Annotated in this window: 21 protein-coding genes; 7 read left to right on the top strand and 14 right to left on the bottom strand. The window is 39.9% G+C overall.

Annotated elements, in window-relative coordinates; all coding sequences use genetic code 11:
* Window position 1: 1 nt before the first annotated feature.
* From mtgA to arcB, 3 genes are all read right to left on the bottom strand, one after another.
* On the bottom strand, window positions 2–703 hold the full coding sequence (mtgA, locus tag INT04_RS14265) for a monofunctional biosynthetic peptidoglycan transglycosylase (protein WP_193016782.1): 702 nt from the start codon (window positions 701–703) through the stop codon (window positions 2–4).
* Between the two features lie 19 nt (window positions 704–722).
* Window positions 723–1,373 (bottom strand): isoprenoid biosynthesis glyoxalase ElbB, encoded by a 651-nt coding sequence (elbB, locus tag INT04_RS14260; protein WP_193016766.1) that lies wholly within the window; start codon window positions 1,371–1,373, stop codon window positions 723–725.
* Window positions 1,374–1,610: 237 nt separating this feature from the next.
* A complete protein-coding gene (arcB, locus tag INT04_RS14255) occupies window positions 1,611–3,947 on the bottom strand; it encodes an aerobic respiration two-component sensor histidine kinase ArcB (RefSeq protein ID WP_193016765.1) in 2,337 nt (778 codons plus the stop codon).
* Window positions 3,948–4,619: 672 nt separating this feature from the next.
* On the opposite strand from arcB, the gene gltB reads away from it, so the two are divergent.
* The 4 genes from gltB (at window position 4,620) to INT04_RS14235 (ending at window position 13,547) form a co-directional block, all read left to right on the top strand.
* Window positions 4,620–9,080, top strand: a complete 4,461-nt coding sequence (gene gltB, locus INT04_RS14250) for a glutamate synthase large subunit (RefSeq protein WP_193016764.1) — start codon at window positions 4,620–4,622, stop codon at window positions 9,078–9,080.
* Window positions 9,081–9,089: 9 nt separating this feature from the next.
* Entirely contained in the window at window positions 9,090–10,487 is a 1,398-nt protein-coding gene (locus INT04_RS14245) for an FAD-dependent oxidoreductase (RefSeq protein WP_193016763.1), read from the top strand.
* 508 nt (window positions 10,488–10,995) lie between these two features.
* On the top strand, window positions 10,996–12,264 hold the full coding sequence (gene dcuC, locus INT04_RS14240) for a C4-dicarboxylate transporter DcuC (RefSeq protein ID WP_193016762.1): 1,269 nt from the start codon (window positions 10,996–10,998) through the stop codon (window positions 12,262–12,264).
* A gap of 14 nt (window positions 12,265–12,278) precedes the next feature.
* The gene (locus tag INT04_RS14235; RefSeq protein WP_226894118.1) at window positions 12,279–13,547 is read left to right on the top strand and encodes an amidohydrolase; all 1,269 of its coding nucleotides are present in this window, start codon (window positions 12,279–12,281) and stop codon (window positions 13,545–13,547) included.
* Window positions 13,548–13,668: 121 nt separating this feature from the next.
* Here INT04_RS14235 and sspB read toward each other — a convergent pair whose 3' ends face one another.
* The 5 genes from sspB to zapE all read right to left on the bottom strand — a co-directional run bounded on the left by sspB (window position 13,669) and on the right by zapE (window position 17,869).
* Entirely contained in the window at window positions 13,669–14,178 is a 510-nt protein-coding gene (sspB, locus tag INT04_RS14230) for a ClpXP protease specificity-enhancing factor (RefSeq protein ID WP_193016760.1), read from the bottom strand.
* Between the two features lie 6 nt (window positions 14,179–14,184).
* On the bottom strand, window positions 14,185–14,826 hold the full coding sequence (gene sspA / locus INT04_RS14225; protein WP_075671425.1) for a stringent starvation protein SspA: 642 nt from the start codon (window positions 14,824–14,826) through the stop codon (window positions 14,185–14,187).
* A gap of 656 nt (window positions 14,827–15,482) precedes the next feature.
* On the bottom strand, window positions 15,483–15,875 hold the full coding sequence (gene rpsI, locus INT04_RS14220) for a 30S ribosomal protein S9 (RefSeq protein ID WP_004245284.1): 393 nt from the start codon (window positions 15,873–15,875) through the stop codon (window positions 15,483–15,485).
* A 15-nt stretch (window positions 15,876–15,890) separates the two neighbouring features.
* On the bottom strand, window positions 15,891–16,319 hold the full coding sequence (rplM, locus tag INT04_RS14215; protein ID WP_006535327.1) for a 50S ribosomal protein L13: 429 nt from the start codon (window positions 16,317–16,319) through the stop codon (window positions 15,891–15,893).
* A gap of 434 nt (window positions 16,320–16,753) precedes the next feature.
* Window positions 16,754–17,869 (bottom strand): cell division protein ZapE, encoded by a 1,116-nt coding sequence (zapE, locus tag INT04_RS14210; RefSeq protein ID WP_193016759.1) that lies wholly within the window; start codon window positions 17,867–17,869, stop codon window positions 16,754–16,756.
* Between the two features lie 203 nt (window positions 17,870–18,072).
* On the opposite strand from zapE, the gene zapG reads away from it, so the two are divergent.
* The 3 genes from zapG to degS all read left to right on the top strand — a co-directional run bounded on the left by zapG (window position 18,073) and on the right by degS (window position 21,382).
* On the top strand, window positions 18,073–18,477 hold the full coding sequence (zapG, locus tag INT04_RS14205) for a Z-ring associated protein ZapG (protein ID WP_193016758.1): 405 nt from the start codon (window positions 18,073–18,075) through the stop codon (window positions 18,475–18,477).
* A gap of 230 nt (window positions 18,478–18,707) precedes the next feature.
* A complete protein-coding gene (gene degQ, locus INT04_RS14200; protein WP_193016757.1) occupies window positions 18,708–20,099 on the top strand; it encodes a serine endoprotease DegQ in 1,392 nt (463 codons plus the stop codon).
* 206 nt (window positions 20,100–20,305) lie between these two features.
* Entirely contained in the window at window positions 20,306–21,382 is a 1,077-nt protein-coding gene (gene degS / locus INT04_RS14195; protein WP_193016756.1) for an outer membrane-stress sensor serine endopeptidase DegS, read from the top strand.
* Window positions 21,383–21,402: 20 nt separating this feature from the next.
* Here the strand turns inward: degS and INT04_RS14190 are convergent, their stop codons facing one another.
* The 6 genes from INT04_RS14190 to mlaC form a co-directional block, all read right to left on the bottom strand.
* Window positions 21,403–21,651, bottom strand: coding sequence for a CPCC family cysteine-rich protein (locus INT04_RS14190; RefSeq protein WP_193016755.1), 249 nt, complete (start codon window positions 21,649–21,651; stop codon window positions 21,403–21,405).
* A 37-nt stretch (window positions 21,652–21,688) separates the two neighbouring features.
* Window positions 21,689–22,750, bottom strand: coding sequence for a DUF2157 domain-containing protein (locus tag INT04_RS14185; RefSeq protein WP_193016754.1), 1,062 nt, complete (start codon window positions 22,748–22,750; stop codon window positions 21,689–21,691).
* Between the two features lie 197 nt (window positions 22,751–22,947).
* Window positions 22,948–24,210, bottom strand: coding sequence for a UDP-N-acetylglucosamine 1-carboxyvinyltransferase (gene murA, locus INT04_RS14180; protein WP_193016753.1), 1,263 nt, complete (start codon window positions 24,208–24,210; stop codon window positions 22,948–22,950).
* A gap of 49 nt (window positions 24,211–24,259) precedes the next feature.
* Window positions 24,260–24,514: a BolA family iron metabolism protein IbaG gene (gene ibaG / locus INT04_RS14175; RefSeq protein ID WP_006535338.1), complete on the bottom strand. Its 255-nt coding sequence runs from the start codon at window positions 24,512–24,514 to the stop codon at window positions 24,260–24,262.
* Window positions 24,515–24,654: 140 nt separating this feature from the next.
* A complete protein-coding gene (mlaB, locus tag INT04_RS14170; protein WP_193016752.1) occupies window positions 24,655–24,948 on the bottom strand; it encodes a lipid asymmetry maintenance protein MlaB in 294 nt (97 codons plus the stop codon).
* A 1-nt stretch (window position 24,949) separates the two neighbouring features.
* On the bottom strand, window positions 24,950–25,579 hold the full coding sequence (gene mlaC, locus INT04_RS14165) for a phospholipid-binding protein MlaC (protein ID WP_193016751.1): 630 nt from the start codon (window positions 25,577–25,579) through the stop codon (window positions 24,950–24,952).
* Window positions 25,580–25,658: the final 79 nt, after the last annotated feature.

Raw genomic sequence — 25,658 nt, 5'->3', positions numbered from 1 at the left:
GTTATGACAAATCATTTTTCTTTAAAAAGGTTATCCCGCCCATTAATCGCATTTGATTTAAGATCCACTGTTGCCGTTTTAAGACATAAGCAGAAGGTTTATTAACGTGATAGATATGTGGATTAGGCAAAACAGCGGCTAATAATGCCGCTTCTTGCTGAGTAAGTTGTTTGGCTGGCTTTCTGAAATAGTGTTGAGAAGCCTGCTCTACTCCAAAAATACCATCACCAAACTCAACAATATTCAAATACACCGTTAAAATACGTTTTTTTGACCAGATAAGCTCGACAACGGGCGTCATACCAGTTTCAAGCCCTTTTCTTATCCAACTACGACCATCCCATAAAAAGAGGTTTTTGACCGTCTGTTGGGAAATTGTCGATGCACCTCGTAATGTTTTCCCACTGTTATGATTTTTTTTGAAAACTTTCTCAATAGCATCAAAATCAAAGCCCCAATGTTTAGGGAAATTTTGATCTTCCGAGGCAATAACGGCTAAATACATCACAGGGGCTATCTCTTTTTCACTCACCCATGTTGAATGAGACACATAAGAGAAATCAAACTCACTCCAAGCAGAAATTTGTCTTTGGATCATAACAGCAGAAAAAGGCACCGGTAAAAAAGAAAACAGCACAACTATTAACAGCCATAAAGCAATTAAAATAATTAATAGTTTCTTTAACTTTCTCACCAGTACCATCTGCTGTTTTACCTGCACTTTATGCCATTTCAAGGACTTTCTTAACCAGTTTCTCAATACCTATCTGTGCTTGTGCAATAGATTGTGCAAGCATATACGCAGGTGTGGTAACAACACGATATTTTTCATCAACAACAATATCATCAACAGGGCAATCAATATGAATCCCCCCCATCTTTTCGATAGCACGGGCTGTGTCAGCATCATTTCCAATTGTTAATTTTACTGGAGAATTTAACAATTTTGGTAACATTACAGGGGCGATACATATTAATCCCAACGGTTTTTTCTGCTGATGCATCGCTTGTACAAATCTTAAGAGATCTTTGTTAATTTCACATTCACTTCCTTTTGTCGCAAAGTTGCATAAATTCTTTGCTGCACCAAAGCCACCGGGAATAATGACAGCATCGAAGCTTTCAGCCTTTGCATCTGATAAAGGGGATATTTTTCCACGAGAAATACGAGAAGATTCTTCCATCATATTTCTTTTTTCTGATTTCTCTTCACCTGTAATATGATTTATTACAGTTGGTTGTAAATCATTAGGTGAGAAATAATGAACTTCAGCATTATTTTGGCTTAAAGCAAGCATTGTGAGCACTGATTCATGAATTTCACTCCCATCGAATACACCACAGCCACTTAAAATTACCGCAATTGATTTCATATCTTTCTCCTTTTGTAGTAGATTACTAGTTACCCATTTATAGGTGTAAACACCAATCCGCATCACATATTTAAATGTTTCTTGTAACAAAAAAACTTATCTTTGCTATTTTGTTGCTTGTATCATGTATGGAATAGTTTCATCCTATTCGCCTATGTAATGAGAATCAAAAAAAGCGGATAGAAAAGTTTCCCTGGTGTTGGCGCAGTATTCGCGCACCCCAACCTTCGGTTGGGGTTATTTTTTTCTAGCGTCTGCCAACCAGTTTCTTAAAATTTCCACATCCTTTCTCCAGGCTCTTTCTAGTTCATCTACCCACTCTTGCACATTGTCCCACCATGCTGGTAATTCCGGTGATTGAATCTGTTTAGCGAGTTGCTGTAAATGTTTTAAACCGATAGAACCCGCCGCCCCTTTGATTTTATGTCCTTCCTCAGTGATGCCCTTCTCATCACGTGCAGTCAGGTTAGATTCAAGGACTGACATATAACTTGGCATCATCTTTTCAAAAACATCCAAACCATCTGCGATTAATTGAGGTCCGACAAGTTCGATGTACTGATTTAGCATGTCTACATCTAATAATTCTTCATTTTTATTCAACAATTCCGATGGCTCATTACATGGCATAGAAACTGCGCCATCTCCCCAGAATTTATTGATAATCGCGGTTAGTGCATCTACAGAAAGCGGTTTACTCAACACATCATTCATTCCCGCATCTAAATACTCTTTTTTGTCTTTCAACACATTTGCGGTTAGCGCGATAAGAGGGGGGAGTTCGTTACTGTCAAATTCTTGACGTAATTTTCTTGAGATATCGAACCCTGTCATATCAGGTAATTGAATGTCTAATAGCACTAAATCATATTCATCAGGCTTAAACATCGATAACGCTTCTTGCCCTGTCATTGCCACATCAACGGTATTGCCCAACTTTTCTAAAACTGAGCAGGCAACAATCACATTAAGCTCAATATCCTCAACCAACAGAATATTTAAAGCGGGCAATAAGAATTCATCATCATTTTCAATATCAGAATGCTCTTCAATCACAGGCGCGACGATAGAGAGCGTAAAGACAGACCCCTGACCTAACTCACTCTCGACATGAATATCACCGCCCATATGCTGTGCTAGGCGTTTTGAGACGGCAAGTCCAATACCTGTTCCTGTAGCAGAACGGCCACCTTGACTATCGTTTACTTGATAGTACATGGCGAAAATCTTCTCAAGCTCACTTTTAGGAATACCAATGCCGCTGTCTTTCACTTCAAAGAACAACTTGTCTGGGGACTCTTGCCAAATACGGACTTTAATTTCACCTTCTTGCGTAAATTTCACCGCATTACCAATCAGATTCCATAAAATCTGACGTAAACGTGTTCCATCAGTGGTAATTTTGTGCGGTAAAGTTTCTTCTGCATCTAGTGTGAACTTCAATCCTTTTGGCTGAGCTAGTAACCCATAAAGATTTTCTAAATCAGAAATAAATTCTGTCAGGTCAATAGGCTGGTTATCTAACTGAATTTTTCTACGCTCAATTTTGTCCATTTCAATCACGTCGTTAAAAATATTACCTAACGTAATGGCACTCACATGGATTGTTTTTAAATAATTCAGTTGCTCTGGTGAAAGTTCGGTATCCAATAAAATACGACTTAATCCCACAATGCCATTAAGCGGTGTACGCAACTCATGGCTTATTGTTGAGATAAAGGTGGTTTTATCACGGCTAGCATTCTCTAACGCGTCTTGATAGCGCTTACGCTCTGTAATGTCACGCCCAAAGCCCATGAGGCCATGACGTTTGCCAATGCGATCATAAAAAGGCACTTTACGTAATTCAAAACAGGCTTTACGACCATCTGGATAGACTAACCATTGCTCGTAAGTCAGCGAAACATTGTGGCGGAAGACTTTTTCATCGGTTTCCATTACTTTTATCGCAATATCTTCGTCGTACACATCAAGTGGCGTTAAACCAATGAGTTGCTTCTCACTTTTACCTGTCAGTAATTCTGTCGCGCGGTTACATCCTGAAAATTCATTATCTTCATTACGGTAATAAACTAAATCAGGAGAGGCATCGAGGAATGAACGCAACAGTGAAGATTGCTGTTCAAGTTCTATTTGCGTCAATTCACGACGCTTCATTTCACTTTTAAGTTTTTCTAACAGTTCAAGGTGCGCTTTTTCAACTTTTTCACGCTCTTGAATTTCCAAGTTTAATTGCTCAATATTCTCTTTTAATTGAGAGTTAAGCTCTAAGTCTCGTTGCCGCATCACACCGAGTTTATCCACCATACGAGATAAACGACGTCGTGATTCTTCTAGTTGTTCAACCACAACAGAAAGAAAATAGACAGCCCAAGGTGTAATAATCAACCCAAAGAAAATAGAGCGAACAAGGTCAATACTGGTGACATCACCTGCAAGCAAGAATGTCACGGCCATTTGAACAACCATCGCTAAAACAACTAATGCAGAAGCTAACAACAATGAGAAGCGGATCAGCCCTAGCCTCATCATTAAGTCAACGTAGTATTGGGCAAGCCCTTTGAGCAATTTCATTGAAAACTCCAATATATTGAATCTATGGAATGATAACCCAAAAATGAATTGGCGCAGTGGCGAACATTCAGAAATCGTATTTAGAGAGGTTATTTCTTATTATTTTACTTGATTTAAGCGTTTATTTTCTCTCAACAAGGACATCTCGGATATATGTATTTATAAAAATAATATAAAACCTAGTGACATAAACGATAGCGATATCAACGATAAATAGACGTTATTATAAAAAATGCAATTTGTCTTTTTTTATACAAAATGTATAAAAACAACAAAAAACTGAATTCACCATAATCATCAGAACAACTCACTACCCAATCTTGTCATTAAAGGATGTGATAAAGCGAAATGACTTAAATAAAGTGATATAGCTCACATTAAAAAAATGACCTTACTCTATTTTAAAATAGAATAATTAAGTTATTAATCAATAAATTAAAATAAAAAATTTCTTATCTTATTTATCTCAGTCAAATATCCTCACACATTGACCTCTTTTTTATTTATCGATAAGTTGAAAAGGCATTGCATAGCAATATAAAAAACACACCAAGCTAGGCAAACACAACATCACCCAATGAGCACCCATAAATTTACCTACATACCTTGAGCCAAAACGTTCCTTTTGCGCTCTGTTTTGAGGTGCCCAGTAAACTAAGTAGGAAGCAAAAAATGCTCTATCAAAAAACACAAGAAAAAGACAATTGTGGGTTTGGGTTAATCGCGCATATTGAAGGACAAGCCAGCCATAAAATTGTCAGAAATGCTATCCATGGCCTTGCCAGAATGCAACATCGTGGCGCTATTCTTTCTGATGGTAAGACGGGTGATGGTTGCGGATTACTCTTACAAAAACCAGAGCGATTCTTTCAATTAGTTGCGCAAGAAAATGGCTGGCATTTAACGAAAAATTACGCCGTGGGTATGCTGTTTTTAAGCCAAAACCTAAATATTGCCACACGATGTCGCCATATTGTTGAAGAAGAACTGCAACGTGAAACACTTTCTATTGTCGGATGGCGTAAAGTGCCGATTAACACAGACATTCTAGGCAGTATTGCCCTTTCCTCTCTCCCTTTAATTGAACAAGTTTTTATTAATGCCCCTGCAGGTTGGCGGATTAATGATATTGAACGACGACTCTTTGTTGCCCGTAGACGTATTGAGAAACGCATTACTGACAGCGATTTTTATATTTGCAGCCTTTCTAATTTAGTAACGGTTTATAAAGGCCTTTGTATGGCAATCGATCTGCCACGCTTTTTTACCGATCTCGCTGATCTACGCATGGAATCTTCAATTTGTTTGTTCCACCAGCGTTTTTCAACTAACACCACTCCCAGATGGCCTCTTGCACAACCTTTTCGTTATTTAGCGCATAACGGTGAAATTAATACCATTACCGGCAATCGCCAATGGGCTAGAGCTCGTGCCTATAAATTCCATACGCCTCTTATTCCGGATCTACAAAGTGCCGCCCCTTTTGTGAATGAAAGTGGCTCAGATTCAAGTTCACTCGACAATATGCTAGAGCTGTTTCTTAATGGCGGTATGGATATTGTTCGTGCAATGCGATTGTTAGTGCCACCAGCATGGCAAAATAATCCACAGATGGATGATGACTTACGGGCATTTTTTGATTTTAACTCAATGCATATGGAGCCTTGGGATGGTCCCGCAGGTATTGTGTTATCAGATGGTCGTTATGCTGCGTGTACGCTAGATAGAAACGGTTTACGTCCTGCTCGCTACGTTATCACCACAGATAACATCATCACTTGTGCTTCTGAAATTGGCATTTGGGATTATCAGCCTGATGAAGTGCTAGAAAAAGGGCGTGTTGGCCCTGGTGAGCTAATGGTTATCGATACTCATCATGGACGTATTCTCCACTCTGCCGAAACCGATGAGGATTTAAAAAGACGCCATCCTTATAAACTATGGCTAGAGCGCAATGTCAAACGCTTAACACCGTTTGAAGAGTTGCCAGAGCAGCAAGCCACAGGACAACGCGCCTTTGATGACACCTTATTAGCTACTTATCAAAAACAATTTGCCTATAGCCAAGAAGAGCTTGAAAGCATTTTGCATGTGCTTGCAGAAAATGGGCAAGAAGCGACTGGCTCTATGGGCGATGACACCCCATTTGCTGTACTTTCTCAACGCCCTCGCCTTATTTATGACTATTTCAGACAAAAATTTGCGCAAGTCACTAACCCGCCTATCGATTCATTAAGAGAAGCACATGTTATGTCGTTAGCAACGTGCATCGGGCGTGAAATGAATGTGTTTTGTGAAGCAGAAGGCCAAGCGCATCGACTTAGTTTTAAATCCCCGATATTGCTTTATAGCGATTTTCAACAACTCATTAATCAAGAAAGTCCTTATTACCAAGCTATTCATCTTGATATCACATATCAACCCAAAGAATGTAACCTAGAAACAGCCCTGCGCCAATTATGTGTAAAAGCGCAACAGGAAGTCCGCAATGGTGCTGTTTTACTGATTTTATCAGACAGAAATATCACTCAAGCACGCCTACCTATTCCTGCCCCTATGGCGGTGGGTGCAGTGCAAAAAGCGTTGGTGGATAATAATTTACGTTGTGACGCCAATATTATTGTCGAAACGGCCAGTGCCCGTGATCCACATCATTTCGCCGTGCTGCTCGGATTTGGTGCTACGGCTATTTATCCTTATCTTGCTTATGAATCGTTGGCTCAACGTGTTGATAAAAAAATACTGCAAGGCTCTTATGCTCAAGTGATGTTGAATTACCGTAATGGCATAAATAAAGGACTGTATAAAATTATGTCCAAAATGGGTATTTCAACTGTCGCGTCTTACCGTTGTTCTCAGCTTTTTGAAGCAGTCGGATTAAACGATAACGTTGTCGAGCTCTGTTTTTCAGGTGTTGATAATCGAATTAATGGTGCTGATTTTAGCGATTTTGAGCATGATTTATTTAATCTATCAAAGCGAGCTTGGTTAACTCGTTATCCTTTAGAGGCGGGAGGGGTATTAAAATATGCCCATAAAGGGGAGTATCACGCCTACAATCCAGATGTCGTTCAAGCATTACAAAAAGCCGTAAATAGCGGGGAATATGCAGACTATCAACACTATGCAAGCCTTGTGCAACAACGCCCAATAACAACATTGCGCGATATGTTAGTGCTTAATAACAAGACAGCAGCCATCTCAATTGAAGAAGTCGAGCCTGAAACCGAATTATTTAAACGTTTTGATACCGCCGCCATGTCAATTGGCGCGTTAAGCCAAGAAGCCCATGAAGCACTTGCTGAAGCCATGAATACCTTAGGGGGATTTTCAAATTCAGGAGAAGGAGGCGAAGATCCTGCCCGCTACGGCACCAATAAAGTCTCTCGAATTAAACAGATTGCATCAGGCCGTTTTGGTGTAACCCCCTCTTATTTAATGAGTGCGGATGTTTTGCAAATTAAAGTGGCGCAAGGCGCAAAACCCGGTGAAGGAGGACAACTGCCTGGTGATAAAGTAACACCTTATATTGCACAACTGCGCTATGCCGTACCCGGTGTCACTCTAATATCACCGCCACCTCATCATGATATCTACTCTATTGAAGATTTAGCTCAGCTTATTTTTGACTTAAAACAGATCAATCCCACTGCACTGATTTCTGTAAAACTAGTATCAGAGCCTGGTGTGGGTACTATTGCTACGGGTGTTGCTAAAGCTTATGCGGACTTGATCACTATTGCGGGTTATGACGGCGGCACAGGTGCAAGCCCTTTAACTTCCGTAAAATATGCCGGTAGCCCTTGGGAATTAGGCTTAGTTGAAACTCAACAAGCGTTAGTGGCAAATAATTTACGCCATAAAATTCGTTTGCAAGTCGATGGTGGATTAAAAACAGGTCTCGATATTATTAAAGCAGCGATTTTAGGTGCAGAGAGTTTTGGATTTGGTACTGGACCCATGGTGGCATTAGGGTGTAAATACCTGCGTATTTGTCATTTAAATAATTGCGCAATGGGTGTTGCAACCCAAGATGAAACACTTCGTCGTAACCATTATCACGGATTACCAGAACGTGTTATTAACTACTTCCGTTTTATTGCGCAAGAAACTCGCGAATTAATGGCGTTACTCGGAGTACGAAAAATCACGGATTTGATCGGTCGCACTGATTTACTTACTTGTTTAGACGGTGTGACGAGTAAACAGCAAAAACTCTCTTTAGGTGGATTGTTAGAAACAGCAACTTCACCATCAGGCAATGCCCTTTATTGTCAGGAAAATAATCATACTTATGATAAAGGCGAGTTAAATCAGCGTATTGTTGCCCAAATTAACGATGCAATTGAACAACAAAAAAGCCAATCATACTATTTTAATATTCGTAATACAGACCGCTCTGTAGGCGCAACATTATCAGGCATGATCGCCAAAAAATATGGCGATCATGGCTTATCTGCAACCCCTATTAAACTTTATTTTACAGGCACCGCAGGTCAAAGCTTTGGTGTATGGAATGCGCAAGGTGTCGAATTAACCTTAGTAGGGGACGCTAATGACTATGTCGGCAAAGGCATGGCTGGGGGATGTATCGTTATTTCCCCTCCAGTTGGCTCCGCCTTTAAAAATCATCATGCTACGATTATGGGTAATACTTGCCTTTATGGTGCCACAGGCGGAAAACTGTATGCTTCAGGTTTAGCAGGTGAACGTTTTGCCGTCAGAAACTCAGGTGCGATTGCAGTTGTTGAAGGTGTCGGCGATAACGGCTGTGAATATATGACGGGCGGTATTGTCTGTATTCTGGGTAAAACAGGCATTAACTTTGGCGCAGGAATGACGGGGGGATTTGCCTATCTGTTAGATGAAGATTCAACACTATCACAACGTATCAATACTTCATCGATTGAATTACTTCCCGTAACCTCTTTTGCTATTCTAGCCGAACATTTACGAGGCATGATTGCAGATCACGTAAGATTAACGGGCTCCCAACAAGGTGAAATGTTACTTTCTCAGTGGGAATATTGGTCACAACACTTTAAATTGGTCAAACCTAAATCCAGTGATGTCAATGCATTGCTAGGTCATCCCCGTCGCTCATCCGCTGAATTACGCGTTCAGGCACAATAGGAGAATATTATGAGTCAGAATGTGTATCAGTTTATCGACTTAAATCGTATTGAGCCGACGAAAAAGCCTCTAGCTATCCGTAAAATTGAATTTGTCGAAATTTACGAAGCCTTTTCATCGCAACAAGCCTCAGCACAAGCGGATCGCTGTTTAGGTTGTGGTAATCCATATTGTGAATGGAAATGTCCGGTTCATAATTACATCCCTAACTGGCTAAAGCTAGCAAATGAAGGGCGCATTATTGAAGCCGCTGAGCTTTCTCATCAAACTAACAGCTTGCCTGAAATTTGTGGTCGTGTTTGCCCCCAAGATAGGCTTTGTGAAGGAGCCTGTACACTCAATGATGATTTTGGTGCTGTCACTATTGGTAATATTGAACGTTACATCAATGACACCGCGTTAGCTCAGGGATGGCGTCCTGACCTTTCTCATGTCACGATGATAGATAAAAAAGTCGCCATTATTGGTGCAGGCCCTGCTGGCCTTGCTTGTGCTGATGTCCTTATTCGACAAGGTGTTAAACCTGTTGTTTATGATAAACATCCTGAAATTGGCGGTTTACTTACGTTTGGGATCCCCTCTTTTAAACTCGAAAAATCACTTATGGTGCGACGTCGAGAATTATTTAGTGAAATGGGCATTGAGTTTTGTCTTAATACTGAAATAGGCAAAGATATCGCTCTAGATGCCCTGATAACACAATATGATGCTGTTTTTCTTGGGTTAGGCACCTATCACAGTCTCCGTGGCCATTTTACCCATGAAAGTGCAAATGGCGTTTATAGTGCTCTGCCTTATTTAATAGGCAACACTCGTTATTTAATGGGGTATAACGAAGATCCCCAAACACCTTATATTGATCTTAAAGATAAAAATGTCATGGTATTAGGCGGTGGTGATACGGCAATGGACTGTGTCCGTACAGCCATTCGACAAGGTGCAAATAAAGTTACTTGTGTTTATCGTCGCGATGAAAGCAATATGCCAGGTTCAAAACGTGAAGTGAAAAATGCCAAAGAAGAAGGGGGCGAATTTTTATTTAACCTTCAACCTCTGGATATTGAAGTCGATAATCAAAATAAGGTTGTGAGTATTCGTGTTATTAAAACTCAAAATGATAAAACATTAATTCCTATTGAAGGCAGTGAACACGAATTACCTGCTGATGCAGTTATTCTCGCATTTGGCTTTAAACCGGCTCATTATCCGTGGTTAGATGAAAATAATATTGAATATGCACCTTCAGGGCGAATTATTATTTCAGATAACCCTGAAATATCAAATCAAACAACAAACCCTAAAGTATTTGCTGGTGGTGATATCGTAAGAGGTTCTGATCTTGTTGTGACAGCAATAGCGGAAGGAAGAGAGGCTGCAGAAGGCATTTTACGATATTTATCCTGTTAAATATGACTTATTTTCACGATTAAAAATAACCATTTCTCTTGTTAATTATCCCATTTAATTTAAGTGGGATAATTCTCTTCACCTTTATTTACTATAAATAAATAATATTTAAGGATCATCTAGATACCTCATAAAATAATCATTCTCATTACCATTTAATATAATTTATTGAATAATATTTTAATAAAAGAGATATTCTTTTTTGTATCAAAATAACACTCTTAACCTATAGTAAATATAATTTGTTTTCGTATTTTTTACTTTATCTCTTTTTATTTAACCTTTCCGTCATCTTTTAATGATAATTGTTTTACAGCAATTGTTAATAACATCACAGTCTAAAAAAATAGATTTTATTTCGGCTATTAAATTTGATAACAATCAAATATTGTCAATCCACCAACTTCATAATGGAGTCACCTAATAACTTTACAGAAAAATATAATTTATTGATGTTAGGTTCGTTTTCATAATTAATAGTTTTGTCATAATTAACTAGGGGATCACTATGGTGATGCAACTGATAGCAGTAGCCGTTATTATTGTAACTGTCTATTTGCTAATAAAAAAATATGAAACCCGAATGGTGCTAATCGGTGCGGGCTTATTACTCTGTATTTTAAGCTTAACCCCATTAGATGCGTTTACCGCATTTAGTGAGCGCATGGTGTCTTCATCATTAATTCAAGCAATCTGTGCGAGTATGGGTTTTGCTTATGTTATGAAATACACCAAATGCGATATGCATCTGGTCCATGTTTTATCAAAAGTCATGACTCGTCTTGGCTTCTTCCTTATTCCTGCAACGGTTATCGTGACCTATTTCATTAACATTGCGATCCCATCAGCTGCAGGTTGTGCGGCGGCGGTAGGCGCAACGTTAATTCCATTATTAATTGCTGCTCGTATTCACCCTGCTATCGCTGGGGGTGCCGTGTTATGTGGTACTATCGGCTCAATGTTAAGCCCAGGTATGTCACATAACGCCTTCGTTGCTAACATGGCTAATATGGAAGTGGTTGATTTAATTGCTCGCCATAGCCCATATAGCTTAATGGCAGGAGGTATTGCCGCAGTTTCACTGGCGGTTGTTGCTTTAGTTAAAAAAGAGTACAAAGTGGCAGTTGCAGCCGGTGACGCATCATCAGGACAAACCACACCTGAAGCTATTCGCCCTAATTACTTATACGCAACAGCGCCTTTTATCCCATTAATCCTGTTAATTCTGCCTTTCTTTGAAACTTTCAGTACTTTTAAACTGTCAGTGCCTGCGGCTATGTTAATTGGGTCTATCTATGCACTGTTCATCACATTAACTAACCCTGCCCAAATTACGAAAGAGTTCTTTAAAGGTATGGGTAATGCTTATGGTGACGTGTTAGGTATCATCATTGCAGCTGCAGTATTCGCAGCAGGTCTGAAAGCATCAGGTTTAATCGATGCGTTCATCAATTTCTTAACTCACTCACCTGAATTTGCTCGCTGGGGTGGTACTTTAGGGCCATTCTTAATGGGGATCATCACAGGTTCTGGTGACGCAGCAGCATTTGCATTCAACGAAACAGTGACACCTCATGCTGCACAATTCGGTTATGAAATCCCAGACATGGGTATGGCTGCGGCATTATCAGGCGCATTAGGCCGTACTATGTCACCACTTGCAGGTGCTGCGATTGTTTGTGCTGGTCTTGCAAATGTTAACCCTATGGAAATCGCAAAACGTACTGCACCAGGTATGATTATCGGCGTCATCGCTGTTGCGTTATTCATGTTATAAGTGGAGAAATGAATATGTCAGCAATTACACTAGAAAAATTAATTAAATGGCGTCGTGAGTTTCACCAATATCCAGAAATTGGTTGGTCAGAATTTTTAACCACAGCAAAAATCGTCAAAGAATTACGTAGCTTAGGTTTAGACGTTAAAGTAGGTCCAGACGTTATCAACCAAGAGTTTGCTTTTGGTCGTCGTCGCCAAGTGGTTGATAAAGGCCTTGCTGTTGCAAGAGAGCATAAAGTTGATGAAGCACTGCTTGATGAAATGAAAGAGCTAACAGGCTGTGTGGCTATCTTTGACAGTGGTAAAGCAGGCCCAACCGTAGCACTGCGTTTTGATATCGACTGTGTCGGTGTTAACGAAGCTACAGAAACCAAACACCGTCCTCATGCAGAGAACTTTGCTTCTTGCCACGCTGGCGAAATGCACGCTTGTGGTCACGATGGACACATCTCTATCGGTTTAGGTGTTGCTCATTGGCTCGTTGAAAATAAAGATAAAGTGGTTGGTAAAGTTAAAATTTTATTCCAACCAGCAGAAGAAGGTGTACGTGGCGCTCGCGCAATGGCTGAAAGTGGTATTGCAGATGACGCCGATTACTTCTTAGGTGCTCACTTAGGCTTTATTGCAAACAGTGGTGAAATTGTTATCAATCCAACACATTTCTTATGTACCACTAAATATGACTTCCGTTTTAAAGGTGCGCCCTCTCACGCAGGTGCAGAACCAGAATTAGGCCGTAATGCATTAGCCGGTGCTTGCCATGCGGCAACGCAAATGCTGGGTATTTCTCGCCACGGTAAAGGAATGTCACGTATCAATATCGGTGTATTAAAAGCAGGCGAAGGCCGTAACGTCACCCCAGCTAACGCTGAAATGCAAATTGAAGTACGTGGTGAGAATGAAGAAATCAACAGCTTTATGGCTGCAAATGCAGTACGTATGGCTGAAGGTGCAGCACATAGCTTCCAATTAGAAATGGAAAGCGAAATTATGGGTGAAGCCGTTGACCTAACTAATGACCAAGAACTGATTGATGTAATGACTAAAGTGGTTGGCAAGCATGCTGAGTTAACGGCTGTTGCAACTCGCCCATTCGGCGGAAGTGAAGATGCGACAGTATTGGCAAAACGTGTACAACGTTGTGGTGGTAAGTCACTGTACTTCGTTGTTGGTGCTGATAGAACCGCAGGCCACCACCAAGCAGGCTTTGATTTCGATGAAAAACAATTAATGACTGCAGTTAATCTTTACACTGGTTGTTTAGAAGAATTGCTGAAATAATATCTATTCAGTAAAACAACAAGACGCGCTATAGCAATATAGCGCGTTTTTTTGCGCATAAAAAAACCCAGTTCACAATAAACTGGGTTTTCTAATTAATAGTGTGAGACTAAGGTAACCTTTATTTCACAACACGCAGTGATGGGCGACCTATTGGACGAGGTGGCTCAGGATCATCATCAGGTGAAGGTGTATCTGCCTCTACGGCTTCATCAGTGACTAACGATAAGCCTTCATTAACGGGCGTTAACGTGCTCTCTTCACTTTCATCTTCTGCAAACGCTAATGACGAGCCAGATTCATAAGCAGGTTCTGGCTCAAACATCATTCCCGCACCGTTTTCTCTCGCATAAATAGCCATAACAGCAGCCATAGGCACTCGTACTTTACGAGGTATGCCACCAAAGCTCGCACTAAATAAAACCTGATGCAACGTTAACTCTAAGTTATCAACTGCACGGGAGGAAATATTTAGTACAATTTGACCGTCATGCGCATATTCCATTGGGACTTGAACACCGTCGATATTAACATCAACAACTAAATGAGGTGTTAATTCGTTTTCAACGATCCAGTCATAATGCGCACGTAATACATGCGGACGACGCGGAGACATATCCATAATCTCCATACTTAATTATCCTCTTGAAGGTAAGCGCATCTCACGCTCTGCTTCGGTTAATGAGGCGAGGAAAGAATCACGCTCAAAAACACGTTGCATATAAATCTGTACATCTTTAGCACCCGCGCCACTCAAATCAACACCTAATACAGGCAAACGCCATAAGAGTGGTGCAAGGTAGCAATCAACTAAGCTGAATTCTTCACTCATAAAGTAAGGATATTCTTTAAATACCGGTGATATAGCCAGTAGCTCTTCGGCTAACTGTTTACGTGCGGCGTTGGCTTGTTGTTCAGTTCCTTTCTCGATGGTGTTCATTAAAGAATACCAATCATGCTCGATGCGGTGCATCATTAAACGGCTGCTACCACGAGCAACAGGATAAACTGGCATTAAAGGAGGATGAGGGAAGCGTTCATCAAGATATTCCATGATGATGCGTGAATCATACAGAGTCAGCTCACGATCAACCAAAGTCGGCACACTTTGGTAAGGATTTAGATCGATAAGATCCTGTGGAAGATTACCAGCTTCAACCTGTTCAATTTCAACACTGACACCTTTCTCCGCTAGGACAATTCTGACCTGATGGCTGAAAATATCAGTCGGACCGGAAAACAAAGTCATTACCGAACGTTTGTTGGCAGCGACAGCCATGAAAACCTCCAAGTTAATCAATTAAAGAAATGAATTAGCACAATGCATTTTTCATTTCCCATTCCTAAAAGACAAGCACACAAACGCAGTTAACTTAAATAAGCATCTACGTTATTCACTGCATTGGGTAACTACCTGTATAAAAGTGTTATCGCGGGATAATCTTATTCTACAGGGTTAAAAACTCACCTGTCTTTGCGGCACATATCATTATCAAGTAATACCAAAATAATCATTCAACAATCATTTTTGTCATAATAATTTTGGTATGGCTTTTAAATAAATTATGGGTATTACTTTTGATACACCCATCGGCAACATTGTGAAATTAGAGAAAGAAAAATACCGAAGTCGGCTATTCTACCAGAATTCATGTTACTTAGGGGGGCTTATGCAAATAATTCAACACAATATGCCACACTACCTTTAAAGTAAGACTATAATATCGTATGAAATATATTTTTAGAGTTAAATTCTAAAAAATAGGATTTTTAATACGTAGATTATCTCACATAAAGTTTGTTTTACTGACTATTGTCTTAATGCATTAGCAACATTATGTTTTTATTATCAATAAATATAAACAAGTCAAAAATAAAAAACCCGCCTGTGAAGACGGGTTTTCAACATCAAATTGATATCTAAAAGATAACAAATTAACGTTTAGAGAACTGTGGACGACGACGTGCTTTACGCAGACCCACTTTCTTACGTTCAACAGAACGCGCATCACGGGTAACGAAACCAGCTTTACGCAGATCAGAACGTAGAGTCTCATCATATTCCATCAGTGCACGAGTGATACCGTGACGGATCGCGCCAGCTTGACCAGAAATACCACCACCTTTAACAGTGATGTATAAATCTAATTTACCCAGCATATCAACTAATTCCAGCGGTTGACGAACAACCATACGTGCTGTTTCGCGGCCGAAGTAAACTTCTAGGCTACGTTTGTTGATTACGATATTACCGCTACCTGGCTTAATGAAGACACGTGCGGAAGAACTTTTGCGGCGACCTGTGCCGTAGTATTGATTATCAGCCATTGCCTATTATCCCGATTAAATGTCCAGAACTTGCGGTTGTTGTGCCGCGTGGTTGTGCTCAGATCCAGCGTAAACTTTCAGTTTACGATACATCGCACGACCCAGTGGCCCTTTTGGCAGCATGCCTTTTACCGCGATTTCGATTACACGCTCAGGACTACGGGCGATCATCTCTTCGAAAGTCGCTTGTTTGATACCACCTACGTGACCCGTATGACGGTAGTAAACTTTGTCAGTACGTTTGTGACCTGTTACGGCTACTTTCTCAGCGTTTAAAACGATGATGTAGTCACCAGTATCAACGTGCGGAGTATATTCCGCTTTGTGCTTACCGCGTAAACGGCTAGCAATTTCAGTTGCTAAACGGCCTAAAGTTTTGCCGTCTGCATCAACAACATACCAGTCGCGTTTTACGGTTTCTGGTTTAGCTGTAAAAGTTTTCATTATTGAAAATTACCCAATGTTTAGTTACACGTTGGTGAACGCTCGGTTCAAATACTATTGAGGTTCACACGACTCTTGTGTCCAGCAAACCTACCCCTTCGAGTAGCACTGCTGACTCTAAAATGCGAGTTTTTTGGGAAATAAAAAACTTGCTGCAACGTGGGGTCGCAAGATTATAGAGAAGTCAGAAAAAAAAATCGAGTCATAATTGAAAAACAATTGAATTCTTTTTCAATATTTCAGCGAAAAAAACGAATCTAGCACTTTTTTCTGATTTGACTGATAAATTCTTGCTACCTGAAGAGAAGAATTGTTCCTTTCCAGAGCGCTTGTAAGTTGCCTAATGCTTTCTATTCTCATAGAAAAAAATATCGAGCAACTTAACCTGCGCCATCCTACCATAATGAAAGATGACTTTCTTCAAGAATTAAAGATTAAGCGAGGTGAGGTTGTACTAAATATTCTTCACTTTGCATCTCTTGTAAACGAGATAGACAACGTTGATATTCAAAACGCAGAAAATCACCTTGGTAAATTTCGTTCATTTCTACATTTGCATTAATAATAAGTTTCACTCTACGCTCATAAAACTCATCAACAAGCGCCAGAAACCGACGCGCAGCGTCTTCACTTAATGTCCCCATTTGTTCCATTTCGTATAACAAAACGGAGTGGTAATGCTTAGATAGCTCAATATAATCAAGCTGACTTCGCGGTTCCATACACAAGGTTGAAAAATTAATAGCGAGCACACCATTAGACACCTTTTTTACTTTCATGGGGCGATGATTAATGGTTAAAGTACAATCAACTTGTGATTCACTGCTTGCCAAATGCATGAAAATTCTATCCATCTCCTGACGATTTTCATCGTTGAGTGGAGATAAAAAAAGATGCGCTTGCGTTAATGTTCTTAGACGATAATCAATACCTGCATCAACATTTAAAATGTCACAATGCTGTTTGATATGCGCTATTGCAGGTAAAAAACGGGAACGCTGTAACCCATTACGATAAAGCGCATCAGGAGGAATATTTGATGTCGCCACGAGGGTGATACCTCTAGCAAATAGTGCATCAAGTAATGTGCCTAAAATCATCGCATCCGTAATATCAGAAACAAAAAACTCATCAAAACAAAGCACGTCTGTTTGTGCTTTAAATCCATCCGCGACGATTTCTAGAGGATCTTCATGGCCTTGTAAATTTTTTAATTCGTCTTGTACTCGCAACATAAAACGATGAAAGTGGAGTCGCAGTTTTCGCTCTGTTGGCAAACTTTGATAAAACATGTCCATTAACCATGTTTTACCTCGACCAACACCTCCCCACATATATAAACCACGTTCAGGTGCAACAATCTGTTTTTTTGTGCGAAATCGCTCGAAGAATCGTTGTGCTAGCGAATTTTTTTCTGGTGGAGTCTCTTTTAATAATGCATGGTATATCTGTTGAAGATGGAGAACAGTTTTTCGCTGAACATCATCAGGTTGATAATCGCCCTGTGTTAATGCGGCTTCATAAAGTGATAACGGCGTACTAACAGTCATGAATGCCCTCTTATCCTTAATTTTTTGACATACTAATTTGTGTCTGTCGAATAGCGCTATTATAAGCATTAAGAATCGTTTTAACATCAACGTAACACAGGAATTTCATATTAAGCTTAAGGATATTATTCCACCTATGCCTTTTAGCGGTTATGATGTTATAAGAATCCATCGTCCTCACTATTAGATGAAAAGGAGTTGCCATGGTTTGGGTTTACGCACTGATTGGATTAGTTGTGGGTCTTATTATTGGCGCACTCGCAATGCGTTACGGTAACGGTACCCTTCGCCAACAAGATGCTATCAAAGCAGAGTTAGACACGAAAAAAGAAGAACTGGATACTTATCGCAATGAACTTGTTAGCCATTTTGCGAGAAGCGCTGAATTATTAGATAACATGGCGAAAGATTATCGTCAGCTATATCAACATATGGCAAAAAGCTCTAATGAGTTGATGCCTGATATGCCTGCTCAAGATAATCCATTTAATTACCGATTAAGTGAATCAGAAGCAGCAAATGATCAGTCTCCAATAAAAATGCCACCTCGTGATTATTCCGAAGGCGCATCTGGGTTATTCAGACCCACAGAGAAAAAAGACAGTTAATCGTAAAACGCCACAGTTATGTGGCGTTTTTCTTTCTATTAAATATCATAAAATGACAATTATTTGCTATGGTTTTAAAGATAGCTTTTGTCTTGTAAATCCATGTAAAAGGAAGCAAAGCACATCATGTCTTAATGAACTTTCCTTTGTCAGTACAGGTCTTAGTGACATCGCGCTCATTTTGAGCAATAAATTTTTATTTTGATAACTGTATCAAGAGACTCTAATTCATGTTGACTAAAAAAAGAAAATTATTACTTAGTGCATTAGCAATGAGTGTCGGACTTTCACTCTCAACTATCCCAGCAACCAGCATGGCTGCATTGCCTGCGGTTATGCCATCAGGAGAACAACTCCCAAGCCTTGCACCTATGCTAGATAAAGTGCTACCTGCGGTTGTCAGTGTGCATGTTTCAGGAACACGAGTACAAAGCCAGCAAGTGCCTGAAGAGTTCAAATTCTTCTTTGGCCCCAATTTTCCATCACAACAACAAAGTATTCGCCCTTTTGAAGGTTTAGGCTCCGGCGTCATTATTGATGCACAAAAAGGCTATGTATTAACCAACAATCACGTTGTTGATGGCGCAGATAACATTCAGCTACAAATTAATGATGGCCGTGAATTTAGCGCAAAATTAATTGGTAGTGATCCACAAACAGATATCGCCTTACTGCAAATTGAGAAGCCAACAAATTTAACAGCGATCAAAATGGCAGACTCAGACCAGTTACGTGTAGGTGATTTTGCCGTTGCAGTCGGTAACCCATTCGGTTTAGGTCAGACGGCGACATCCGGTATTATTTCCGCCTTAGGTCGTAGTGGTCTAAATCTTGAAGGATTAGAGAACTTTATTCAAACTGATGCTTCAATCAACCGAGGTAACTCTGGTGGCGCATTAGTTAACTTAAATGGTGAACTCATTGGGATTAATACCGCTATTTTAGCACCAGGTGGCGGCAATATTGGTATTGGTTTTGCGATCCCAAGCAATATGGCCCGTGACCTTAGCCAACAACTTATTGCTCATGGTGAAGTTAAACGTGGCATCTTAGGTATTCGTGGTACAGAAATGAATTCTGATCTGGCGAAATCCTTTAATATTGATGCACAACGTGGTGCCTTTATTAGTGAAGTTTTACCTGAATCATCGGCTGCAAAAGCAGGTATCAAGCCGGGTGATGTTTTAATTTCAGTTGATGGTAAACGTATCAATAGCTTTGCTGAGTTACGCGCTAAAGTGGGTACAACACCGCCTGGTAAAGAAATTTTAATTGGTCTAATCCGTCAAGGAAAACCAATGGATGTCAAAGTGATGTTAGAGAAACAATCTGCTGATGCAACACGTGCCGATAACTTCTCTCCAGCACTACAAGGTGCCACATTAAGTAACTACTTAAATAAACAAATAAAAGCAGTGTCTGTTGATTCTGTAGAGAAAGACTCAGCAGCTGCTGCGTCAGGCTTACAGAAAGGTGACTTGATTATTGGTATAAATAACACCCCAATTACATCACTCGGTGATTTACGTAAAGCCATTGATGCAAAACCCCCTGTTCTTGCATTAAACATTCAGCGTGGTAATGATGAAATTTACCTACTGTTACGTAATACACCGCGCTAAGAAGTAAACTTTCATCTATCTAATTTATTGATTTCCTTAGCCCTATAATTTCTATTATAGGGCTTTTTTTATGTGCTTTATTGATAAGACTCATTGGATTAAAAGGGGATTTTATGCGTTGAGCGATGCTTTCATAAGTTAAACTATGCTATTCTCATCGCTCCTACGCAAATAATCTCACAGTCAGACATAAATACAGGATTTTTATGTTAACTAAGTTACTGCGATCGACATTGATTGGTCTTTTAACAGCAGCAATTCTTTTGATTGCAGTTCCCTCTATTCGCCCTATTTTTATTGAACGCCTACTTAATGGTGATTTTCTCAATGCACCTTTTAGCTATAACACGGCTGTACGGCGTGCCGCTCCAGCTGTCGTCAATGTTTATAGCAGTACCATGGGAAGCTTTTCTCAAGAAGGTCGTGAACTAACCTCTTTAGGTGCGGGCGTTATTATGGACGGACGTGGCTATATTTTGACGAATCAACATGTGATTAATAATGCGGATCAAATTATTGTCGCACTGCAAAATGGCGATCTTTATGAAGGATTATTAGTAGGTTCCGATCCTTTAACCGACCTCGCTGTGTTAAAAATTGATGCGGATAAACTCCCAACCATCGCCATTAATAGCAAACGAATATCTCACGTTGGTGATGTGGTACTGGCTATTGGTAATCCATTCAATATTGGACAGACAATTACTCAAGGGATCATCAGTGCCACAGGCCGAGTAGGATTAAGCCCAACACGCTATCAAAATTTCCTGCAAACAGACGCCTCAATTAATGAAGGTAACTCTGGTGGTGCGCTAATTAATACAGAAGGTGAGCTTGTGGGTATTAATACCATGACGTTTGATTCAGGGACTTATAATGGATATCGCCCCAGTGCAGAAGGCCTCGGCTTTGCTATTCCAACCGAGCTGGCGGTAAAAATTATGAACAAGCTTATTCGTGATGGCCGTGTTATTCGTGGTTTTATTGGTATCACCGCCAAAGAATTACCTAAAATTCGCTCATCAAATACTGATATTAAACAAATCCAAGGGTTACGTATTTTCCGGATCACCCCAAATAGTCCAGCCGATAAAGCAGGAATAAAAACAGGCGATATTATTCTTAGCATTAATCATGCACCAGCGACTTCCGCCATGGAAATGATGGATTATATTGCAGAAACGCGCCCTGGTACGGTGTTACCAGTTACGTTATTGCGTGAAGGCAATGAGCTCAATGTTGACGTCACTATTTCAGAATATCAACCAGAGAGCCCTAATTAGCAATATTTTCCTACTACCGACTAATGGGGAGATTTCATATAAAACGTCGCACCTTGTAAGCAATTTTCTTTAAAGCTCTCGGTATTACGGTAATCCTCTAATGTGCTGCGATTACAACTGCTATATTGCCCTTCTTTAATGCCATCATTTTGCCAGCCACAGACAGGGCAAATTTCAAAATAAGCCTCATCTTTATCTTTAAACACAAAGTGATGACAAGCCACGCAACTTACTTCGAGTGGAAGATGACAACTGCGTTTTTCTATCAAAGTAATCTCCTATTACAACAACGAATAAAACAAAATTTTATTCATTTTTATCCGCTTTACTCGTGAGTGAATTATGTTCAATAGCATGCCAAATCTTTTCAGCTTTTCGTCCAATTAGAATCAATGAAATAGCTAAAACAAAGAAGAAAATCGCACTGTGTAAGCTATCCCAAAAATATTCAAAAAAACGCGTGTAAAGGTTAATACCCAGAAATGTCAGGCCAAAACCCCTTAACATGCCATCATCGGTTTTAAGGCTGAGGTAGAGACAAATAACGGAAACAACACCAAATAACAGTGCCCAAGGTAACAAATTTACACTTGAAGTACGATACCAAGTATCCGGATCATAATTACCAAAAATAGACATTATCCATAACGCAATAAAGAGATAAGTTAATCCCATTATTTTTGTCATGGTAAATAAACGGCGCTGCGCCAATACGTTTTGTAAAAAATAGCACCCTGCCAGTAAGGCAGCACCAAAAAAGACAAAGCGAATAGGATAATTCATGCCTAACCAATAAGCACCCCAGCCCGACATATAGCCCGTTTCAGCGCCAAACCAATTCCCTAACATTAATAAGAAAAATAACCACACCAACGATGAGCGACTAATAAAACCAATCACACCATAAATCATACAACCTATTAAAAAGAGAGGAGCAATATGACCACTTCCTGTGTCCAGCAATTCGCCGAGTTGCCAAAGAAAAATAGCCGTAAACATCACACCTAAAAAGAGAATAAATTCAGTGCTGTAATGCCATTGTGTTTCTTTTCGTTGGCGCTTAAATCCCCAAAAATAGAGTGCGCAAGCAATAAGCGCTGGCGATATTACTCGCATAATTTCAGAAAAACTAAAGAGTTTAATTAGATAATAGACTAAAGCACTGTCACTAAAAATACTGCCAGCAGCGATAATTAAACACACAATGGCTATCCAAAATGCATAGCGGCTCAGCCTTTTCCAATCAAAGGGAATGCGTTGCAACGTACTTCCTAGTTGCTGATGTTCTTGTTCAGAAATATCACCTGATTGTTGCCATTTATCAAGTGCTTGACGAATAAGATGCTCTTGTTTCCTTGTTACCTGCATACATGTTTCTTCCTTTTAGCTTATGATGATTTATCTAGCACAGATCTATTTTTCTTACTGTATCTTGCAACGAAAGAAATACCTTATGAATTATCCTATTCTATTGAGGCTTACCTCTAAACCATACACACAAAAAAACCATAGCACCCAAAAAGTACTATGGTTTTAAATGGTTAAAAAGGGATAACTAAAATAAATTAGTCATTAGAGTGCAAACGTTCGATTTTTGCCCCTAATCCTTGTAATTTGGCTTCAATATTTTCATAACCACGATCTATGTGATAGATACGATCAACTATGGTTGTGCCTTCAGCGATACAGCCTGCTAGCACTAAACTAGCGGATGCGCGTAAATCTGTTGCCATCACTTGTGCACCTGACAGTTTTTCAACACCGTGGCATAACACCGTATTACTTTCAATTTCAGCGTGAGCCCCCATACGGATAAGTTCAGGAATATGCATAAAACGGTTTTCAAAAATCGTTTCGGTTATCATTCCTGCGCCTTCAGCCACTAAGTTTAGAAGACTAAATTGTGCTTGCATATCCGTTGGGAAACCTGGATGTGGCGCAGTACGCAGTGTTACTGCTTTAGGGCGTTTACCATGCATATCAAGGCTTATCCAATCTTCACCCACGTCAATATCTGCTCCTGCTTCACGTAATTTTGCCAGTACAGCATCTAATGTGTCAGGTTTAGCATTACGACAAACAACACGACCACGAGAAACAGCGGCTGCCACTAAGAAAGTCCCAGTTTCAATACGATCCGGTAAAATTTGATAAGTACCACCACCAAGGCGTTCTACGCCTTCAATAGTAATGCTATCAGTACCTGCGCCGCTAATTTTGGCACCTAATGTATTGAGGAAGTTTGCGGTATCTTCGATTTCAGGCTCTCTGGCCGCATTCTCAATAATGGTTTTGCCTTCAGCTAACACTGCAGCAGTCATAATAGTGATGGTGGCACCCACGCTCACTTTATCCATGACAATATGTGCGCCTTTTAAACGCCCATCAACACGTGCTTTGACATAACCTTCATCCAGTGTGATTTCAGCACCTAATTGCTCTAAACCTGTAATATGAAGATCAACAGGACGAGCACCAATAGCACAACCACCGGGTAAAGAAACCTGACCTTGACCAAATCGTGCCACTAACGGCCCTAAAGCCCAAATTGAAGCACGCATGGTTTTAACTAACTCGTAAGGCGCACAAAATTCATTGATATTACGGGCATCAACAAAAACAGAGCCATTACGTTTAACATTAGTGCCTAAGCGATTAAGTAATTTAATCGTTGTATCAATATCTTTTAACTTAGGAACATTGGTTAATTCTACTGGCTCTTCGGCAAGGATCGCAGCGAACAGGATTGGTAATGCAGCATTTTTTGCGCCTGATATAGTGACCTCACCTGATAAACAGGTTGGTCCTTGTACTTTAAATTTATCCATCTGTAGAACTCTCTTTTTTATTTTGCTGTACGCTGTATACCTACTGGAATCAAAGCCCGTTAAGTTTACGATCTCTCTTCCACTCTTCAGGTGTGTAGGCTTTAATAGACAAAGCGTGAATACGGTTATCTGCGATATATTCCATCAAAGGGGCATAAATGGTTTGTTGTTGTTTAACTCTGCTCATTCCCTCAAACATCGCGCCAACAACGACAACTTGAAAATGACTACCATCACCATTAACGATGACTTCATCTAAAGACAGGCTATCCATTAATACTTGTTTGATTTCATTTGTATCCATAATTGCTCAATCTCAACGTTAAAATAATAATCAGTTGTCTATCCTAATGGAATCCGCGCTACTCTTAAACCATCAAAAACCCCCTTAATGATAAAAGTATCACGAAGGGGGCTTTTTTATTGCTTTACGCCAAATTGGTATTAAGCAATATTCATAATTTCATCAAGATCATAGAGCGTAATTAAGGTTTGAAAACGTTCGCTGACGCCGTGAATAATAAATTGACGATGTTGTGCTTCCATTTCTGCTTTTAGGTGAACAAATAGCGCCAATCCCGTCGAATCGATATGGCCTAATGCAGAAATATCAATGATATTAATATCCGCTAATAACACTTTGCGCTGTTGCCAAGCTGGCAATAACGTTTCTCGATCTAACGTTCCTTGTAAAAAGAGAATATCGCCCTTTTTTTCCCAATTTAACGAGGCTGACATTTTATTTTTTCTCTTCAAGCGTAATCGGTGTTTTAGCACTGATTTCTAACTGTTTAGTTAAACCTTCGACACCTTTAGAATTTAAAATATCTGACCATTCGTTTTGCTTTGTGGTGATCATACTCACACCTTCAGCAATCATGTCATAAGCCTGCCATTCACCCGTTTTACTATTTTTGCGCCATTGGAAATCGAGACGAACCGGTGGGCGACCATTTTTATCAATAATGGTAACGCGAATAGTTAAATTCGATTTATCTGCAAACGATTTTGCTGGCTCAATACGGTATTCTTGTCCTTCATACATCGCTAAGGCTTGACCATAAACTTGAGCAAGATAGGCTTCAAATGCAATGAAATACGCATCTCGCTGAGCGGGTGTTGCAGTACGATAATGAGGCCCTAATACTAATGCGCCCGCATATTTAATTTGCACATAAGGCAGTAATTCTTGTTGAACAATTTGGCGTAAAACTTCAGGATCCTTACGAATTTCAGATTGCTCGTTTTTTAATTTAGTAAACGTCTTTTGTGCTGCATCATCCATCAATGCATAAGGATTGGTTTTATCTACCGCCATAGCAAAAGGCGTTATCACGAATAGCGTGACCATTAATAAGCGTTTAAACATATTTTCGCTTCTCCTCGAAATAGGGTTTCAATAAATACGATGCATTTATTACGCATGTTAAAAAGTATCAATGCATCGT

It is taken from the genome of Proteus sp. FME41 (genome assembly GCF_014897315.1).
Classification (GTDB): Bacteria; Pseudomonadota; Gammaproteobacteria; order Enterobacterales; family Enterobacteriaceae; genus Proteus.
This window is presented reverse-complemented; position numbering and strand designations above follow the sequence as displayed.

Excerpts from the sequence above, each read along its gene's own strand:
- mtgA (WP_193016782.1), bottom strand. The coding sequence starts at position 703 with ATGGTACTGGTGAGAAAGTTAAAGAAACTATTAATTATTTTAATTGCT.
- elbB (WP_193016766.1), bottom strand. The coding sequence starts at position 1,373 with ATGAAATCAATTGCGGTAATTTTAAGTGGCTGTGGTGTATTCGATGGG.
- arcB (WP_193016765.1), bottom strand. The coding sequence starts at position 3,947 with ATGAAATTGCTCAAAGGGCTTGCCCAATACTACGTTGACTTAATGATG.
- gltB (WP_193016764.1), top strand. The coding sequence starts at position 4,620 with ATGCTCTATCAAAAAACACAAGAAAAAGACAATTGTGGGTTTGGGTTA.
- INT04_RS14245 (WP_193016763.1), top strand. The coding sequence starts at position 9,090 with ATGAGTCAGAATGTGTATCAGTTTATCGACTTAAATCGTATTGAGCCG.
- dcuC (WP_193016762.1), top strand. The coding sequence starts at position 10,996 with ATGGTGATGCAACTGATAGCAGTAGCCGTTATTATTGTAACTGTCTAT.
- INT04_RS14235 (WP_226894118.1), top strand. The coding sequence starts at position 12,279 with ATGTCAGCAATTACACTAGAAAAATTAATTAAATGGCGTCGTGAGTTT.
- sspB (WP_193016760.1), bottom strand. The coding sequence starts at position 14,178 with ATGGAGATTATGGATATGTCTCCGCGTCGTCCGCATGTATTACGTGCG.
- sspA (WP_075671425.1), bottom strand. The coding sequence starts at position 14,826 with ATGGCTGTCGCTGCCAACAAACGTTCGGTAATGACTTTGTTTTCCGGT.
- rpsI (WP_004245284.1), bottom strand. The coding sequence starts at position 15,875 with ATGGCTGATAATCAATACTACGGCACAGGTCGCCGCAAAAGTTCTTCC.
- rplM (WP_006535327.1), bottom strand. The coding sequence starts at position 16,319 with ATGAAAACTTTTACAGCTAAACCAGAAACCGTAAAACGCGACTGGTAT.
- zapE (WP_193016759.1), bottom strand. The coding sequence starts at position 17,869 with ATGACTGTTAGTACGCCGTTATCACTTTATGAAGCCGCATTAACACAG.
- zapG (WP_193016758.1), top strand. The coding sequence starts at position 18,073 with ATGGTTTGGGTTTACGCACTGATTGGATTAGTTGTGGGTCTTATTATT.
- degQ (WP_193016757.1), top strand. The coding sequence starts at position 18,708 with ATGTTGACTAAAAAAAGAAAATTATTACTTAGTGCATTAGCAATGAGT.
- degS (WP_193016756.1), top strand. The coding sequence starts at position 20,306 with ATGTTAACTAAGTTACTGCGATCGACATTGATTGGTCTTTTAACAGCA.
- INT04_RS14185 (WP_193016754.1), bottom strand. The coding sequence starts at position 22,750 with ATGCAGGTAACAAGGAAACAAGAGCATCTTATTCGTCAAGCACTTGAT.
- murA (WP_193016753.1), bottom strand. The coding sequence starts at position 24,210 with ATGGATAAATTTAAAGTACAAGGACCAACCTGTTTATCAGGTGAGGTC.
- ibaG (WP_006535338.1), bottom strand. The coding sequence starts at position 24,514 with ATGGATACAAATGAAATCAAACAAGTATTAATGGATAGCCTGTCTTTA.
- mlaB (WP_193016752.1), bottom strand. The coding sequence starts at position 24,948 with ATGTCAGCCTCGTTAAATTGGGAAAAAAAGGGCGATATTCTCTTTTTA.
- mlaC (WP_193016751.1), bottom strand. The coding sequence starts at position 25,579 with ATGTTTAAACGCTTATTAATGGTCACGCTATTCGTGATAACGCCTTTT.